This is a genomic window from Pararhizobium arenae (assembly GCF_001931685.1).
Classification (GTDB): Bacteria; Pseudomonadota; Alphaproteobacteria; order Rhizobiales; family Rhizobiaceae; genus Pararhizobium; species Pararhizobium arenae.
The window spans coordinates 63,830-78,233 of sequence record NZ_MOOY01000003.1; the positions used below are offsets into that span (position 1 = coordinate 63,830).

The 14,404-nt window shown below is 61.0% G+C and carries 15 protein-coding genes; 9 read left to right on the top strand and 6 right to left on the bottom strand.

Features of this window, described 5'->3' with window-relative positions; genetic code table 11:
* The first annotated feature begins 50 nt into the window (after positions 1 to 50).
* Positions 51 to 692 (top strand): DNA-3-methyladenine glycosylase I, encoded by a 642-nt coding sequence (locus BLX89_RS06845; RefSeq protein WP_075289931.1) that lies wholly within the window; start codon positions 51 to 53, stop codon positions 690 to 692.
* Positions 693 to 742: 50 nt separating this feature from the next.
* Here BLX89_RS06845 and copM read toward each other — a convergent pair whose 3' ends face one another.
* The 3 genes from copM to BLX89_RS06860 all read right to left on the bottom strand — a co-directional run bounded on the left by copM (position 743) and on the right by BLX89_RS06860 (position 2,043).
* A complete protein-coding gene (copM, locus tag BLX89_RS06850; protein WP_075289932.1) occupies positions 743 to 1,132 on the bottom strand; it encodes a CopM family metallochaperone in 390 nt (129 codons plus the stop codon).
* Positions 1,133 to 1,183: 51 nt separating this feature from the next.
* Positions 1,184 to 1,555, bottom strand: a complete 372-nt coding sequence (locus tag BLX89_RS06855) for a hypothetical protein (protein WP_143523538.1) — start codon at positions 1,553 to 1,555, stop codon at positions 1,184 to 1,186.
* A gap of 71 nt (positions 1,556 to 1,626) precedes the next feature.
* A complete protein-coding gene (locus BLX89_RS06860) occupies positions 1,627 to 2,043 on the bottom strand; it encodes a hypothetical protein (protein WP_075289934.1) in 417 nt (138 codons plus the stop codon).
* A gap of 267 nt (positions 2,044 to 2,310) precedes the next feature.
* Here BLX89_RS06860 and BLX89_RS06865 point away from each other — a divergent pair, with 267 nt between their 5' ends.
* The 6 genes from BLX89_RS06865 (at position 2,311) to BLX89_RS06895 (ending at position 8,718) form a co-directional block, all read left to right on the top strand.
* Positions 2,311 to 2,937, top strand: a complete 627-nt coding sequence (locus BLX89_RS06865; RefSeq protein ID WP_075289935.1) for a helix-turn-helix domain-containing protein — start codon at positions 2,311 to 2,313, stop codon at positions 2,935 to 2,937.
* Positions 2,938 to 3,013: 76 nt separating this feature from the next.
* Positions 3,014 to 4,534, top strand: a complete 1,521-nt coding sequence (gene hisS / locus BLX89_RS06870) for a histidine--tRNA ligase (protein WP_075289936.1) — start codon at positions 3,014 to 3,016, stop codon at positions 4,532 to 4,534.
* Between the two features lie 435 nt (positions 4,535 to 4,969).
* The gene (locus BLX89_RS06880; RefSeq protein WP_075289938.1) at positions 4,970 to 6,088 is read left to right on the top strand and encodes an ATP phosphoribosyltransferase regulatory subunit; all 1,119 of its coding nucleotides are present in this window, start codon (positions 4,970 to 4,972) and stop codon (positions 6,086 to 6,088) included.
* Positions 6,088 to 6,780, top strand: coding sequence for an ATP phosphoribosyltransferase (gene hisG / locus BLX89_RS06885; protein ID WP_075289939.1), 693 nt, complete (start codon positions 6,088 to 6,090; stop codon positions 6,778 to 6,780). The genes BLX89_RS06880 and hisG overlap by 1 nt, the downstream gene beginning before the upstream one ends.
* A gap of 7 nt (positions 6,781 to 6,787) precedes the next feature.
* Positions 6,788 to 7,393 carry a class I SAM-dependent DNA methyltransferase gene (locus tag BLX89_RS06890; protein WP_075289940.1) on the top strand — a complete coding sequence of 202 codons (606 nt, stop codon included), beginning with the start codon at positions 6,788 to 6,790 and terminating at the stop codon, positions 7,391 to 7,393.
* 107 nt (positions 7,394 to 7,500) lie between these two features.
* Positions 7,501 to 8,718: an NAD(P)/FAD-dependent oxidoreductase gene (locus BLX89_RS06895; protein WP_075289941.1), complete on the top strand. Its 1,218-nt coding sequence runs from the start codon at positions 7,501 to 7,503 to the stop codon at positions 8,716 to 8,718.
* Positions 8,719 to 8,727: 9 nt separating this feature from the next.
* Here BLX89_RS06895 and BLX89_RS06900 read toward each other — a convergent pair whose 3' ends face one another.
* From BLX89_RS06900 to groES, 3 genes are all read right to left on the bottom strand, one after another.
* Complete coding sequence (locus tag BLX89_RS06900) at positions 8,728 to 9,174, bottom strand: hypothetical protein (protein WP_075289942.1); 447 nt, start codon at positions 9,172 to 9,174, stop codon at positions 8,728 to 8,730.
* 701 nt (positions 9,175 to 9,875) lie between these two features.
* Entirely contained in the window at positions 9,876 to 11,513 is a 1,638-nt protein-coding gene (gene groL / locus BLX89_RS06905; protein ID WP_075289943.1) for a chaperonin GroEL, read from the bottom strand.
* Positions 11,514 to 11,576: 63 nt separating this feature from the next.
* Complete coding sequence (groES, locus tag BLX89_RS06910) at positions 11,577 to 11,873, bottom strand: co-chaperone GroES (protein WP_018330012.1); 297 nt, start codon at positions 11,871 to 11,873, stop codon at positions 11,577 to 11,579.
* A gap of 167 nt (positions 11,874 to 12,040) precedes the next feature.
* On the opposite strand from groES, the gene chrA reads away from it, so the two are divergent.
* Together chrA and BLX89_RS06920 are read left to right on the top strand one after the other, a co-directional pair.
* Positions 12,041 to 13,402, top strand: coding sequence for a chromate efflux transporter (gene chrA, locus BLX89_RS06915; protein ID WP_075289944.1), 1,362 nt, complete (start codon positions 12,041 to 12,043; stop codon positions 13,400 to 13,402).
* A gap of 123 nt (positions 13,403 to 13,525) precedes the next feature.
* Entirely contained in the window at positions 13,526 to 14,374 is an 849-nt protein-coding gene (locus BLX89_RS06920; RefSeq protein WP_075289945.1) for a TIGR01459 family HAD-type hydrolase, read from the top strand.
* Positions 14,375 to 14,404 lie beyond the last annotated feature (30 nt).

A 14,404-nucleotide genomic window follows, 5' to 3' on the forward strand; every position in this document is an offset into this window, starting at 1 on the left:
TTTAGGACTATGGTTGGCGATTGGTAAAACAGTGAATCAGAGGTTAAGACGTGACGAAAGAGGCGCTTCCACGGGGTATCATCACCGGCAGCGATGGCCGCAACCGCTGTGCCTGGCCGGCGGGCCTGCCGGATTACGAGCACTATCACGACGAGGAGTGGGGCCGCCCGGTCACCGACGATATCCGCCTGTTTGAGAAGATTTGCCTTGAAGGGTTCCAGTCCGGTCTGTCCTGGCTGACGATCCTGAGAAAACGCGAGGCCTTCCGGGCAGCCTTCGCCGGTTTCGATTTCGACGTCGTCGCCGGGTTCGGAGAAGCCGATATCGAGCGTTGCCTCGCCGACAAGGGGATCGTGCGCCATCGCGGCAAGATCGTCTCGACCATCAACAACGCCCGCCGGGCTCAGGAGATGAAGGCCGAATTCGGCTCGCTGGCGCGGTATTTCTGGGCTCACGAGCCGAGCGCCGCCGAACGCCCCGATGTCGTCACCTGGGAGACGATCGCCGCCAATCCCACGACGCCGGTTTCCGTGCGGATTTCAAAGGATCTGAAGAAGCGCGGCTGGACCTTCGTCGGTCCGACAACCGTCTACGCCTTCATGCAGGCCATGGGACTGGTGAACGACCATATCGAAGGCTGCATCTGCCGGGGCAGGGTGGAGGAGATGCGAAGGAACTTCGCGAGGCCTTGACACTGTCTCCCTCTCCCCACAAGCGGAGAGAGGGGACGTGCGGCCAGCTTTCAGCCGCCATTCCTGGCGAGCCACTCCTTCATCATTCTGATCTCGCCTTCCTGGGCGGCGATGATCGCCTCGGCGAGTTTTCGAATGGCTTCGTCCTTGCCGTATTGCAGTTCGATCCTGGCCATGTCGATCGCACCCTGATGATGGGCGATCATGCCGCGCACGAAATCGACATCGGCGTTGCCGCTATAGGTGATGTCCATGTCCTTGTGCATGCGGGCATTGGCCTCCGCAAAGGCCTTGCTTGATGGCCCGTTGTCGCCCTTGGGTGTTGCGGTTTCCATGGTGCCGTGGCTGCCGTGGTCCATGGCGTTCTGATCCTGCGCGATGGCAGGGCTGGAAAGCGCCAGGGCGATCGCCGTGGCAGCAAGAATGTGTTTCAGGAACATTGTCTTTCCTCTTTTCCTGGTCTTGAAGATGCGGGCACGAGGCCCGTGCTGTTACAGGAGGAAAGAGGGCTTGGGCGGCGGGAACTGCGGCTCCAGCGGGGTCTCGTCAAGGCTTACCTGCAGCGCCGGCGGAACGCCGCGGTTTTTTATGACCGGATGCGGCGAGAGCAGATTTTCGGCCGGGATAGCGTAACAGGCGGCGCACAGCATCGGATGGCCCGCCCGCTTGCCGCATTGCTCCGCATCCGTATCGCAAGCGGCGTGCTGGACCATCGTGCCGTGCGCCGCATGCCCGCTTTGCCCTGTCGCATGCAAGCCATGGTTCGGATTGCTGCCACCCAGTTGCTGCGCCTGGCCAAGCGCCGACGTCCAGCCGCTGAGGATGGCACAGACAATCGAGAGCACGAAAACGATGCGACGCATGCCAAGAGCATAAGCGGGAGACGGCGGGAATAAAAGATGCTTCTTCGCACGGCGCAGCACAGATGCCGCGATCAGGAAGGCTGGCGCCCATAGGCGAAAACGCCCTGCATGCGGTCGCCGGTCGTCTCGTTGCCGAGCGTCGAGGTGCCGATGCACCAGACCGGATGACCCTTATCTTCCCCCAGTCGGACAAGGGTGCAGAAACAGAAACACGAGGCGACGGCGGTTGCCTCCTCTAGGATCGTCAGTGCGGTTTTGCGGCTTTCGGCGTCATAGGCGCGCATGATGTCGAGGAGCCCGCAGATCGTATCGGCCAGACCGTGCCGGTTTCGGGTGATCTCGCCGACCGAAAAGAGCCCGGTATCGAGGTCGCAATGCCATTCCTCGATCTCGTGATCCCCCTGCATTAGCTCGCGCAGCCACTGTTCATGGGCCCAGCTTTCCTCGGGCTCGATCACGCCGAAGCCGGGTTGAGGGATTCTAAACATGCGGACAGGCGCTCCTGCAGGCGGAATTTCAAATTTGAGACAGTTTCAGGCCCGCCGTTTTGGCGAAAACGAGAATGCGCTTTACCCGACAGGCAAAAAGGCCTGAAATCGCAAACCGATCGCCCCATCGGTTTTGCGAAAGGCCTTCCCCTTGATTTTAGAGAGTAATCGACCACGAACGGCTTCGAAATGGCCCGGATTGATCATTTGCTGTCCTCATGGTCGAGTGATTGGTGTTGATTCTTCTTCCGGTTGCGTGAGGGGCGCATGCTGATCTCGAATGTAGGCGAACTCGTGCGGCAATTGCGGGAGTACCGGTTGCGGGCAGGCCTCAGCCAGGGCGACATCGCCTGGAAGCTCGGCTTCTCGCTGCCAACGGTTTCCCGGTGGGAGCGGGGAACCTGCACACCCGATCTCAGAGCCGTCGGCGCCATCGTCGATTTTCTGCGCCGGGCCGACAGTCACGACGAAAAGGCGCTGATCCGCGCCGTGCTGATGGCCCGCGACAGCCGCAACCTGTGGGAGGGCGAGCATGTGCGCTATCTCGCGGGCTCGCGGCAGGAATATATCGATACCCCGCAGATGCGCGCTGCCGTGGGCACCAGCATCCGTCATCACCTGACCGGCCTCTACCAGGATTTCATCGAGGATAAGGCGATGATCGCGAGCCTGAAGGCGCGGGAGCTGTCCAGTGTCGAGGTCTACAGCGGCGCGGCCCTGGCCACCACCAGCATTCCGGAAGGGTTCGTGCAGCTCAAGCGCATGACCTTCCAGTCGCAGGTGAAGGGCATCATCCGCGCCGAAACCCACTCTATCCTCATCCCGAAGGCCGATGCGCCGATGGAGCATGGCGCGCGGCTGCACAGCTGGGATACGCTGTCGCGCCCCCTGTGACGCCTCAAAGGCTTGCCGCCGTAGGTGCGATCGTTTAGGGAAAGCCCAACAGCGCACAAGCCCGGACGTAATCCCCATGAACGACAAGAAGAAAAAGCCTCAGAAGCTCAGAGCCCGCCTGCCGCGTGGCTTCGTCGACAGGTCCGCCGCCGATATCCGCGCCGTCGACGAGATGACCGCGAAAATCCGCGAAGTCTATGAGCGCTACGGTTTCGATCCGGTCGAAACACCGCTGTTCGAATACACCGATGCGCTCGGAAAATTCCTGCCCGACAGCGACCGTCCGAACGAAGGCGTCTTCTCGCTGCAGGATGACGACGAGCAGTGGATGAGCGCGCGCTATGATCTCACCGCGCCGCTCGCCCGCCATGTCGCCGAGAACTTCAACGACATCCAGCTGCCTTACCGCACCTACCGCGCCGGCTACGTCTTCCGCAACGAGAAGCCGGGTCCGGGCCGCTTCCGCCAGTTCATGCAGTTCGATGCCGATACGGTCGGCGCCGCTGGCGTCCAGGCCGATGCCGAAATGTGCATGATGATGGCCGATACGATGGAAGCGCTCGGCATCAAGCGCGGGGATTATGTGATCCGGGTGAACAACCGCAAGGTTCTGGATGGCGTGCTCGAAGCCATCGGCCTCGGTGGCGACGAGAACGCCAATGCGCGCCTGACCGTGCTGCGTGCCATCGACAAGCTCGACAAGTTCGGCCCGGAAGGCGTCAAGCTTCTGCTCGGTGCCGGCCGCAAGGACGAAAGCGGCGATTTCACCAAGGGTGCGGGCCTGAATGAAGAGCAGATCGCCAAGGTCCTGTTCTTCGTCGGCATCACCGATTACGCCAAGAGCGCCGATGAACTGGCCGCTCTCGTTGCCGGCACCTCCAAGGGTGCCGAAGGTGTCGAGGAGCTGAACCTGATCGGCAGCCTCGTGACGAGCGCCGGTTATGACGCTGGCCGCATCAAGATCGACCCGTCTGTCGTCCGCGGTCTCGAATATTACACCGGCCCGGTCTTCGAAGCCGAGTTGCAGTTTGCGGTCACCAACGAGAAGGGCGAGAAGGTCGTCTTCGGTTCGGTCGGCGGCGGTGGTCGTTATGATGGTCTCGTGTCGCGCTTCATGGGCCAGCCGGTGCCGGCCACGGGCTTCTCCATCGGCGTCTCGCGCCTGATGACGGCACTGAAGAACCTCGGCAAGCTCGGTATGGAAGAGGTTGTTGCCCCCGTCGTCGTCTGCGTCATGGACCGCGATATAGAGAGCCTCGGCAAGTACCAGCAGTTCACCCAGACGCTGCGCCATGCCGGCATCCGCGCCGAGATGTATCAGGGCAACAAGAAGAATTTTGGCGACCAGCTGAAATACGCCGACCGCCGCAACGCTCCGCTTGCCATCATCCAGGGCGGCGACGAGCGGGCGCAGGGTGTCGTGCAGATCAAGGACCTCATCGAGGGCAAGCGCCTTTCCGGCGAGATCGAGGACAATGCGACATGGCGCGAGGCGCGCGTGGCGCAGGTGTCGGTGCCGGAGAGCGAACTGGTCGATAAGGTCCGCGAAATGCTGGCGGCGCAGGCCGAGGATCGGGCGAAAACAAAGGGTCTCTGACGTGGCGAGAGCCTACCCCCCTCTGTCAGCTTTGCTGACATCTCCCCCTCAAGGGGGGAGATCGGCCCGGAGCATGCTGCTTGCTTCCTCTTCTCCCCTTGTGGGAGAAGGTGGCGCGCAGCGCCGGATGAGGGGGACGGCTGGCTCTGAATTCGCGGCGAAGACCCCCTCATCGCCTCGCATTGGCTCGGCACCTCTCCCCGTGGGGGAGAAGAGGGATGAGCGGCAAACTCCATCGTCCCCTCTCCCCGCGTGCGGGGAGAGGGCTAGGGTGAGGGGCAAACTTTCATCCTCGATATCGTCACGATACAGCCCCTCATCCGGCCTGTCGGCCACCTTCTCCCCGCAGGCGGGGAGAAGGGATATGCCGCACCCTCTCGCTTCCGCTCTTTCCTTTTCGGTAAAATGCCTTCTGGCGGACATCGGAATAAACCCATGACTCTCATCAACCTGCCGGATTTCGCCGGCGATCTCATCGCGGATTTCGAGCGGCTCGGCACCACGCGGGTCGACACGCCGGTCATCCAACCGGCCGAACCTTTCCTCGATATGGCCGGCGAGGACCTGCGCCGCCGCATCTTCCTCACCCAGAGCGAGACGGGCGAGAACCTCTGCCTTCGGCCGGAGTTCACCATCCCCGTCTGCATGCGCCATATCGAGACCGCAACCGGCACGCCGAAGCGTTACTCTTATCTCGGTGAAGTCTTCCGTCAGCGCCGCGAAGGCGGCAGCGAATTCTATCAGGCCGGCATCGAAGATCTCGGCACCCGCGATTTCGCCGGTGCCGATGCTCGCGCCGTGGCCGATGCCGTGGCGATCCTCGGCAAGCTCGTGCCGGAACAGCCGCTCGCCGTCACCATGGGCGATCAGGCGATGTTCGAAGCTGTGGTTGCCGCGCTGGGCCTGCCCGCCGGCTGGCAGAAGCGCCTGATCCGCGCCTTTGGCGAACACGCACAGCTCGAAGCGCTGATGCAGCGGCTGGCCAAGCCGGAGCACGTCTCGGGCCTCGGCGCGGAAGTCGAAACTCTTGCGAAAGAAGATGAAGAAGGCCTGATCGCCCATATCGATGGCGTGATGGAAGCGACCGGCTATCTCACCAATGCCAGCCGTTCGCCGAAGGAAATCGCCCGGCGGCTGAAGGAGAAGCTGGCGCTGGCCGGCACCTCGCTCGATCCCGCAAAGCTCGATGTGCTCAGGGAATTCCTGTCGCTGAATGTCAGCCTGCGCTATGCGCCGGGCGTGCTGGCCGATTTCGCCGAGAGTACCGGCCTGCCATTGCAGGCGGCCGTCGATCGTTTCGATGCGCGCGTTGCTGCTTTTGCCAATGCCGGCGTCAAGCTGTCGGACATCACCTGGCGGGCCGCCTTCGGCCGTCCGCTCGATTATTACACCGGCCTCGTCTTCGAGGTCACCTTGCGCAATGATCATCGGGTTCTGGCCGGCGGTGGCCGCTATGACGGCATGCTGACGCTGCTGGGCGCTGAAGAAAATATCCCGGCTGTCGGCTTCTCGCTGTGGCTGGACCGGATAGAAGCGGTGAGGGGAGAGCGCTGATGATCACCATAGCCTTGCCCTCCAAGGGCCGCATGAAGGACGATGCCTCCGCGATTTTTGGAAAAGCCGGTTTCAAGGTCGTCGCCGTCGGCAACGAGCGTTCCTATCGCGGCCGCCTCGAAGGAGTCGACGATGTCGAGATCGCCTTCCTTTCGGCGTCGGAGATATCCCGCGAGATCGGCAATGGCTCGATCGATTTCGGCGTCACCGGCGAAGACCTGATCCGCGAAGGACTGGCTGAGGCAGATGTCCGCGTCGAGTTCTGTGCCCGCCTCGGCTTCGGTCATGCCGATGTTGTGGTCGCCGTGCCGGAGATCTGGCTCGATGTCGACACCATGGCCGATCTCGGCGATGTCGCCGCCGATTTTCGCGCCCGCCACGGCCGGCGCCTGGCGATCGCCACCAAATACTGGCGGCTGACCCAGCAATTCTTCTCCAGCCAGCACGGCATCCAGCTTTACCGCATCGTCGAAAGCCTGGGCGCAACGGAAGGGGCTCCGGCTTCCGGCTCGGCCGATATCATCGTCGATATCACCACGACCGGCTCGACGCTGCGGGCCAATCACCTGAAAATCCTGTCGGACGGTGTGATCCTGAAATCGGAAGCCTGCCTCGTGCGGGCCCGCAAGCCGGAGCATGAGGGCGATGCGACGGTGGCTGAGATCATCAGCCGCGTGCGCGCCGTCGTCTGAGACCGGCATGGGAGAGAAGGACGCCGACGCCATTCCCTCTCTATACAGCCGCCACGCGGATGCCTTCGACCGGCTGCGCGGAAAGACGCTGTTCGAAAAGCCATGGCTCGATCGTTTCACGGAAGGCCTGCCGAAAGGCGCGGATATTCTCGATCTGGGCTGCGGTTCCGGCGAGCCGTTGGCTGCGGCCCTCATCGCCTGCGGTTTCAAGCTCACCGGCATCGATGTCTCGCCACGCCTGATCGAGCTTTGCCGGGAGCGCTTTCCGGAGCATGACTGGCGGGTCGGCGACATGCGCGCTTTGCCGCCGCTAGGCAGCTATGCGGGCATTCTCGCCTGGCACAGTTTTTTCCATCTCGATTTTGAAACCCAGCGCCGGATGTTTCCGGTCTTCGCGACGCTCGCCGCGCCGGGTGCCGCGCTGATGTTTACGTCCGGCCCGTCCCATGGCGTGGCGATGGGGACGTTCGAGGGGGAGCCGCTGCATCATGCGAGCCTTGCGCCCGAAGAATACCGTGCGCTTCTCACTGAAAACGGCTTCTCAGTTGTCCGCCATCAGGTCGAGGACCCGGATTGCGGCGGCGCCACGATCTGGCTGGCGCGCAAGCGATAGCGTTTCGATGCGGGATTAAGCCATCGCCCGTCGCTGGCTTCAGTTGACGGCGCTCGGGCCGGCAGGCTACGTCTGGTGAAAAGCATATCCATAAGGGTGGAGCAGACGTGGCAGGAAGACTTGTTGTAGCGGGCGGCGGTCAGGCCGCCTTTGCCCTGGTGGCCAAATTGAGGGCGCTGAAGGACGAGCGCCCGATCACCGTCATCGCCGGCGAAGCGAGCCTTCCCTATCAGCGCCCGCCGCTTTCCAAGAAGTATCTGCTGCGCGAGATGGATCTCGACCGGCTGCTGTACCGACCGGCCGAATGGTACGGCGAGCACGATATCGATATCCGTCTCTCGACGACGGTGACCGGTGTGGACCGCAGTGCCCGCAGTGTGACGCTTAGCGATGGCACGGTTCTGGACTATGAAACTCTGGCGATCGCCACCGGCTCGACGCCCCGCCGGCTGCCGGCTGCCGTCGGCGGCAATCTGGATGGCGTTTACACCGTCCGCGATTTCACCGATGCCGACAAGCTGGCCGAAGACATGAAGCCGGGTCGCCGCGCGCTGATCGTCGGTGGTGGCTATATCGGTCTGGAGGCCGCCGCCGTCGCGCGCAGCCTTGGCCTTGAGGTCACAGTCATCGAGATGGCCGATCGCATCCTCCAGCGCGTCGCCTCGGCCGCAACATCCTCCATCGTGCGGGAGATACACAGGAGCCGGGGCGTGGATATCCGCGAGGGCCTCGGTCTTGTGAAGCTCGTGGGCACGGGTGGCCGTGTTGCCGAAGCGGAACTCACCGATGGCACGACCTTGCCGGTGGATCTGGTCATCGTCGGCATCGGCGTTGTCGCAAACGACACGCTTGCCCATGATGCCGGTCTTGCCGTTGCAAACGGCATTCTCGTCGATCAGTTCGGCCGCACGGAAGACCCGGCCATCCACGCCATGGGCGATTGCGCCGTCCTTCCGTTCCAGGGGCTGAATATCCGGCTGGAATCGGTCCAGAACGCCGTCGATCAGGCCGAGGCCGTCGCCGCGCTTCTGGCAGGCGGCAGCGCGCCCTATGAGCCGAAGCCCTGGTTCTGGTCGGATCAGTATGACGTAAAGCTGCAGATCGCCGGTTTCGGCCTTGGCCATGACGAAACCATCGTGCGCCCCGGGCAGCGCGAGGGGGCGGTTTCCGTTTGGTATTTCCGCCAGGGCAAATTCATTGCCGTCGATGCGATCAACGACGCCAAGGCTTACGTAACAGGCAAGAAGCTGCTCGATCTCGGCGTGACGCCGGATCGTACGGTGCTGGAAGATCCTGCAACGGATTTGAAGACGCTGCTGCAGTAGCGCCTTGCCCTATTGGTGGCTGGCCAGATAGCTGCGGGTTTCGAGCTGGAAACGCGGGAAGAAAAAGATGCCCTGCAGCGTGCCGGAGTAACGCTGCTCGAGGCCGGAGGATTCGCCGACGCAGAATACCGGCTGCTTGCGGCCGGAAAGCGTCACGATCGTCGTGGAGTAGCAGAACGAAGATGACGTGGTTGCCGCCTGCTCGAAAAGCTCGAGCACATGGTTGCGATCGGTCTGATCGTAGCAACGCACGAGGTTGAGCAGGCCGCATTCCGTCTGCTCAAGGCCATGAAGCGACGCGGCATTGTCGCCGATGCGGAAAAGCCCGTTCGAGAGATCACCCGACCACGCTTCCGAAACGCAGAATTGCCCAAGCATTTCCTGGCTGCATTCCGAGAGGGAAAGAGCGCCGGGAATCGGGAACTGAGAAAGACCCGCTCTGGCAATTTTAAACACGTTCTGCTCCGGAATCGGCGCGTCGTTTCGGACGCATCCGTCTGATTTATCGGTATGTTCAACAAGATCTCACGATACGAAAAGTATCCGGTCGCAATTCCGGTTGTTTTTGCATCTCGTTATATCTTGCGCCACGGTCTAAATGCGTTGCCGTATTCTTCTTCGTTGAGAAATCAAAGAAGAAGGGCAAGCATCACACGAAATGAACTAAACGATCCATGCAGCCGAATCAAAGCGATATTCTCTGCACGGTTAATACGAAAAAATTGAACGATTTTATTTTCGAATCTTTCGCATTTCTACTCCCCGTGAATCTAACGTTCACTTGGGGCGCTTTTATAATTGCTTTTTTTTGGGCATCAATGGGGTCTGTGCAAATATTTCACACCCCTTGTTATATTAGATAACGCTCCATGTTGCCTTCCTTAGAGAATACGCCATGAGATCGTGCTGGCAATGGGCTATTTACCGTAGGTAGCGACCAATCTTGGGGGCTTGCAAGGGTATTTTTACGGCTGAAAAAAGAAAGGGCGGCCCGAAGACCGCCCCTTCAAATTGTATGTTTGTGATGCCGTAGTTAGGCTTGCGCCTTATCACATCATGCCACCCATGCCGCCGTTTCAGCGCGCTTGACGCGCTGAAACGCTTTTGAACATGGGCGAAGCTTTATGGTCGTCATTCGTAATAAGGCTGACGCCTTATTACATCATGCCGCCCATGCCGCCCATGTCAGGCATGCCGCCGCCCATCGGAGCGTCCTTCTTCGGCAGCTCGGCGATCATGGCTTCGGTGGTGATCAGCAGCGAAGCAACCGAAGCTGCGTTCTGCAGGGCCGTGCGAACAACCTTGACCGGGTCGACGATACCCATGGCAATCATGTCGCCATATTCGCTCGTCTGAGCGTTGTAGCCCCAGTTGTCTTCGTCCTTGTCGAGGATCTTGCCGACAACGATCGAGGCTTCATCGCCAGCGTTCTCGGCGATCTGGCGAACCAGAGCCTGCAGCGCGCGGCGGATGATGTTGATGCCGGCTTCCTGGTCGTCGTTCGCACCCTTGACGGTGATCTTGACGGAGGAACGCAGCAGAGCGGTACCGCCGCCGGGGACGATGCCTTCCTGAACGGCAGCGCGCGTCGCGTTGAGGGCGTCGTCGATGCGGTCCTTCTTTTCCTTGACTTCGATTTCCGTCGAGCCGCCAACGCGGATAACGGCAACGCCGCCGGCGAGCTTGGCAAGGCGTTCCTGCAGCTTTTCGCGGTCGTAGTCGGAAGTGGTTTCTTCGATCTGAGCCTTGATCTGGGCAACGCGGCCTTCGATTTCAGCCTTGGCACCGGCGCCATCAACGATGGTGGTGTTTTCCTTGGAGATCGAGATCTTCTTCGCACGGCCGAGCATGTCGAGCGTGACGTTTTCGAGCTTGATGCCGATGTCTTCGGAGATGACCTGGCCACCGGTCAGGATGGCGATGTCTTCGAGCATAGCCTTGCGGCGATCGCCGAAGCCCGGAGCCTTAACGGCAGCGATCTTCAGGCCGCCACGCAGCTTGTTGACGACGAGGGTCGCAAGCGCTTCGCCTTCGACGTCTTCAGCGATGATGACGAGCGGCTTGCCGGTCTGGACAACAGCTTCGAGAACCGGGAGCATTGCCTGCAGGTTCGAGAGCTTCTTCTCGTGGAGGAGAACGAAAGCGTCGTCGAGGTCTGCGACCATCTTTTCCGGGTTGGTGACGAAGTAGGGCGACAGGTAGCCGCGGTCGAACTGCATGCCTTCGACGACTTCGAGTTCGGTTTCAGCGGTCTTGGCTTCTTCGACGGTAATAACGCCTTCGTTGCCAACCTTCTGCATGGCTTCAGCAATATCGAGACCGATCTGCTTTTCGCCGTTTGCGGAGATCGTGCCGACCTGGGCAACTTCTTCCGGGGTGGTGATCTTCTTGGCCTTTGCCTGCAGGTCCTTGACGACTTCGGCAACCGCGAGGTCGATACCGCGCTTCAGGTCCATCGGGTTCATGCCGGCTGCAACGGCCTTGCCGCCTTCGCGAACGATGGCCTGGGCAAGAACGGTAGCAGTGGTGGTGCCGTCACCGGCGATGTCGTTGGTCTTCGAAGCAACTTCGCGGACCATCTGGGCGCCCATGTTTTCGAACTTGTCTTCGAGTTCGATTTCCTTGGCGACCGATACGCCGTCCTTAGTGATGCGCGGAGCGCCGAAGGACTTGTCGATGATGACGTTGCGACCCTTCGGGCCGAGCGTGACCTTCACTGCGTCAGCGAGGATATCGACGCCGCGCAGCATCTTTTCGCGCGCGGTACGGCCGAATTTAATTTCTTTGGCTGCCATGATAAAAACTCCCGGGCTTTAGCCCAATTGGTTTTTGGAATGAGGTGAGAAGAACCGGCCGGATCAGCCGATAACGCCCATGATGTCGGCTTCCTTCATGATCAGAAGGTCTTCGCCGTTGAGCTTGACTTCGGTGCCCGACCACTTGCCGAACAGAACGCGGTCGCCAGCCTTGACGTCGAGCGCGATGAGGGCGCCCTTGTCGTCACGGGTGCCGGTGCCGACAGCGACGATTTCGCCTTCTTGCGGCTTTTCCTTGGCGGTGTCCGGAATGATGATGCCGCCCTTGGTCTTGGCTTCGGACTCGACGCGACGTACAACGACGCGGTCATGCAACGGGCGGAAGTTGGTGGTTGTCATTGTCTAATCCCTCGATCAAATGACTTCACGGATCGCCTGGTGGATCCGATGGATGATATTAGCACTCTACGGAAGTGAGTGCTAGCGGTTCCGAGATAAGGACGGCGGGAAGACGAGTCAAGGACGGGCCGTCGAAAATATTTCACGAAAACTGGTTACTAGCGGCCATGGATATCTCTCAGCAACACGACCTCAATGTGACAACCGCACGGCCGACGTTCCTTGAAGCCGCCAGGGTCTGGTCACGCATCGGTCTTCTCGGTTTCGGCGGGCCTGCCGGCCAGATCGCCCTCATGCATCGGGAAATCGTGGAAGAACGGCGTTGGGTATCCGAAAACCGGTTCCTGCATGCGCTAAACTACTGCATGCTGCTTCCCGGCCCGGAAGCCCAGCAGCTGGCAACCTACATCGGCTGGATGCTGCATGGCACACGCGGCGGGGTCGTTGCGGGCACACTTTTTGTTCTGCCCGGCTTTCTTGTCATGCTGGGGCTGTCTCTCCTTTATGCCCTCTACCAACAGTCCGGCTGGCTGGAAGGGCTGTTCTTCGGGCTGAAGGCGGCAGTGCTGGCGATCGTCATCGATGCCATGGTGCGCCTGGGCAAGCGGGCGCTGAAAAGCAATTTTGCGCGAACGGTTGCGGCGCTCGCCTTTCTGGCGCTGTTCGTGTTCAACGTGCCGTTTCCCCTGGTTATTCTCACGGCAGCCCTTGCCGGCTATCTTGCCGCGAAGGCTGGACTTCTGCAGCCGCCGGCAGGCTCCGCACAGGAACGGGCGGAAACGTCATTGCTGTCGGCTCACGCCCAAGCCGAAGGTTCCGGCTTGTATCGCGCCGCAAAGGTTCTGGCGCTCTGGCTTTCGCTCTGGATCGCCCCCTTCGTGCTGATTGCCGCGTTCGCGGGCATCGACAGTGTTTTCATGGACATCGGTCTGTTCTTCTCGAAGATGGCGGTGGTGACCTTCGGCGGTGCCTATGCCGTCCTGTCCTATGTCGCCCAGCAGGCGGTGGACGTCCACCAATGGCTGAAGCCGGGTGAGATGCTCGACGGATTGGCGCTCGCCGAAACCACGCCGGGGCCGCTGGTGCTGGTCCTGTCCTTTGTCGGTTTCATGGGCGCATTGCGCGGCGCAACCGGGCTCGATCCCCTGTTCGCCGGCACGCTTGGCGCCGTCCTCACCACATGGGTTACGTTCGTACCCTGCTTCCTCTGGATTTTCCTCGGCGCACCCTATGTGGAAGGCTTGCGCAGCAACCGGGTCCTGTCTGCGGCGCTCGCCTCGATTTCCGCGGCGGTAACCGGCGTCATCCTCAATCTGGCTCTGTGGTTCGGTCTGCATGTGCTTTTCGCCAGTACGGTCAAGGCCGATAGGGGGATCGTTTCCGTGACGCTTCCCGATCTTTCCAGCTTCCAGCCGATGGCATTTTTCCTCACGCTGCTTGCTCTTGCCATTACCTTCATCGGCAAGAAGGGCGTGGTATGGGTTCTCGCTGTCTGTTCTGCGGTGGGTTGGCTCGGCAGTCTGTTTTAGGCTTTGCTGTGTCCGTTCGGGCTCGATTGTTTGGGATTTGGCGTCGAAATGACGGTCACAGACTTGTTTTTTCGCTGTCCGCCTGCGATGTCACCCGCACCCATGTTTTCAACGGAAGTCGGAATGGCCGCCCGGATCAACAGTTTTCGCGATATTGCCAGCCGATACGATGTGGTGCTCTGCGATGTCTGGGGCGTGCTGCACAACGGCGTCGCGGCGTTCAAGGAGGCTTGCGAGGCGCTGACCGAGGCGCGCGCCCGCGGATTGACTGTCGTTCTCATCACCAATTCGCCGCGTCCGCATCCAGGCGTCATCGTCCAGATCCGCGGCCTCGGCGTGCCGGATACGGCCTATGACCGGATCGTCACCTCGGGCGACGTGACCCGTGCGCTCATCTCCGCCGGGCCGAAGAAGATTTATTTCATCGGCGCGGAGAAGGATCTGCCCCTGCTCGACGGGCTCGGTGTCGACATGGTTTCCTCGGAAAGCGCCGAGATCATCGTCTGCGCCGGCTTCTTCGATGACGAGACCGAAACGCCGGACGATTACCGCGCCACGCTGATGGGTCTTGCCCGGCGAAAGATCCCGTTCATTTGCGCCAACCCGGATCTGGTCGTCGAGCGCGGTCACAAGCTCATCCCCTGCGCGGGTGCGATTGCCAAGGTCTATGAGGAACTCGGCGGCGAAACCCGGATTTCCGGCAAGCCCTATGTGCCGATGTATCGCGCATCCCTCTCCGAAGCCAAGGCGATCCGCGGCAGTATCGATCTGTCGCGCGTCATCGCCATCGGCGACGGCATGCCGACGGACGTCAAGGGCGCGCAGGATTTCGGGCTTGACGTTCTCTATATCAGCGCCGGCATTCATGCCCGCGAATACATGGCCAACGACAAGACCGACGAGGCAAAGCTCAATGCTTTCCTCAAGGCCGAAGGCGCGACGCCGAAATGGTGGATGCCGCGACTGGCGTAAGAAAAATGGCTTTCAGCCTTTATGAAATGG

What these genes read in the sequence shown, in the direction of transcription:
- groL (WP_075289943.1), bottom strand. Translation starts at nt 11,513, where the DNA reads ATGGCAGCCAAAGAAATTAAATTCGGCCGTACCGCGCGCGAAAAGATG.
- BLX89_RS06890 (WP_075289940.1), top strand. Translation starts at nt 6,788, where the DNA reads ATGGGAGAGAAGGACGCCGACGCCATTCCCTCTCTATACAGCCGCCAC.
- copM (WP_075289932.1), bottom strand. Translation starts at nt 1,132, where the DNA reads ATGTTCCTGAAACACATTCTTGCTGCCACGGCGATCGCCCTGGCGCTT.
- BLX89_RS06860 (WP_075289934.1), bottom strand. Translation starts at nt 2,043, where the DNA reads ATGTTTAGAATCCCTCAACCCGGCTTCGGCGTGATCGAGCCCGAGGAA.
- BLX89_RS06855 (WP_143523538.1), bottom strand. Translation starts at nt 1,555, where the DNA reads ATGCGTCGCATCGTTTTCGTGCTCTCGATTGTCTGTGCCATCCTCAGC.
- hisS (WP_075289936.1), top strand. Translation starts at nt 3,014, where the DNA reads ATGAACGACAAGAAGAAAAAGCCTCAGAAGCTCAGAGCCCGCCTGCCG.
- BLX89_RS06880 (WP_075289938.1), top strand. Translation starts at nt 4,970, where the DNA reads ATGACTCTCATCAACCTGCCGGATTTCGCCGGCGATCTCATCGCGGAT.
- BLX89_RS06920 (WP_075289945.1), top strand. Translation starts at nt 13,526, where the DNA reads ATGGCCGCCCGGATCAACAGTTTTCGCGATATTGCCAGCCGATACGAT.
- groES (WP_018330012.1), bottom strand. Translation starts at nt 11,873, where the DNA reads ATGACAACCACCAACTTCCGCCCGTTGCATGACCGCGTCGTTGTACGT.
- chrA (WP_075289944.1), top strand. Translation starts at nt 12,041, where the DNA reads ATGGATATCTCTCAGCAACACGACCTCAATGTGACAACCGCACGGCCG.
- hisG (WP_075289939.1), top strand. Translation starts at nt 6,088, where the DNA reads ATGATCACCATAGCCTTGCCCTCCAAGGGCCGCATGAAGGACGATGCC.
- BLX89_RS06865 (WP_075289935.1), top strand. Translation starts at nt 2,311, where the DNA reads ATGCTGATCTCGAATGTAGGCGAACTCGTGCGGCAATTGCGGGAGTAC.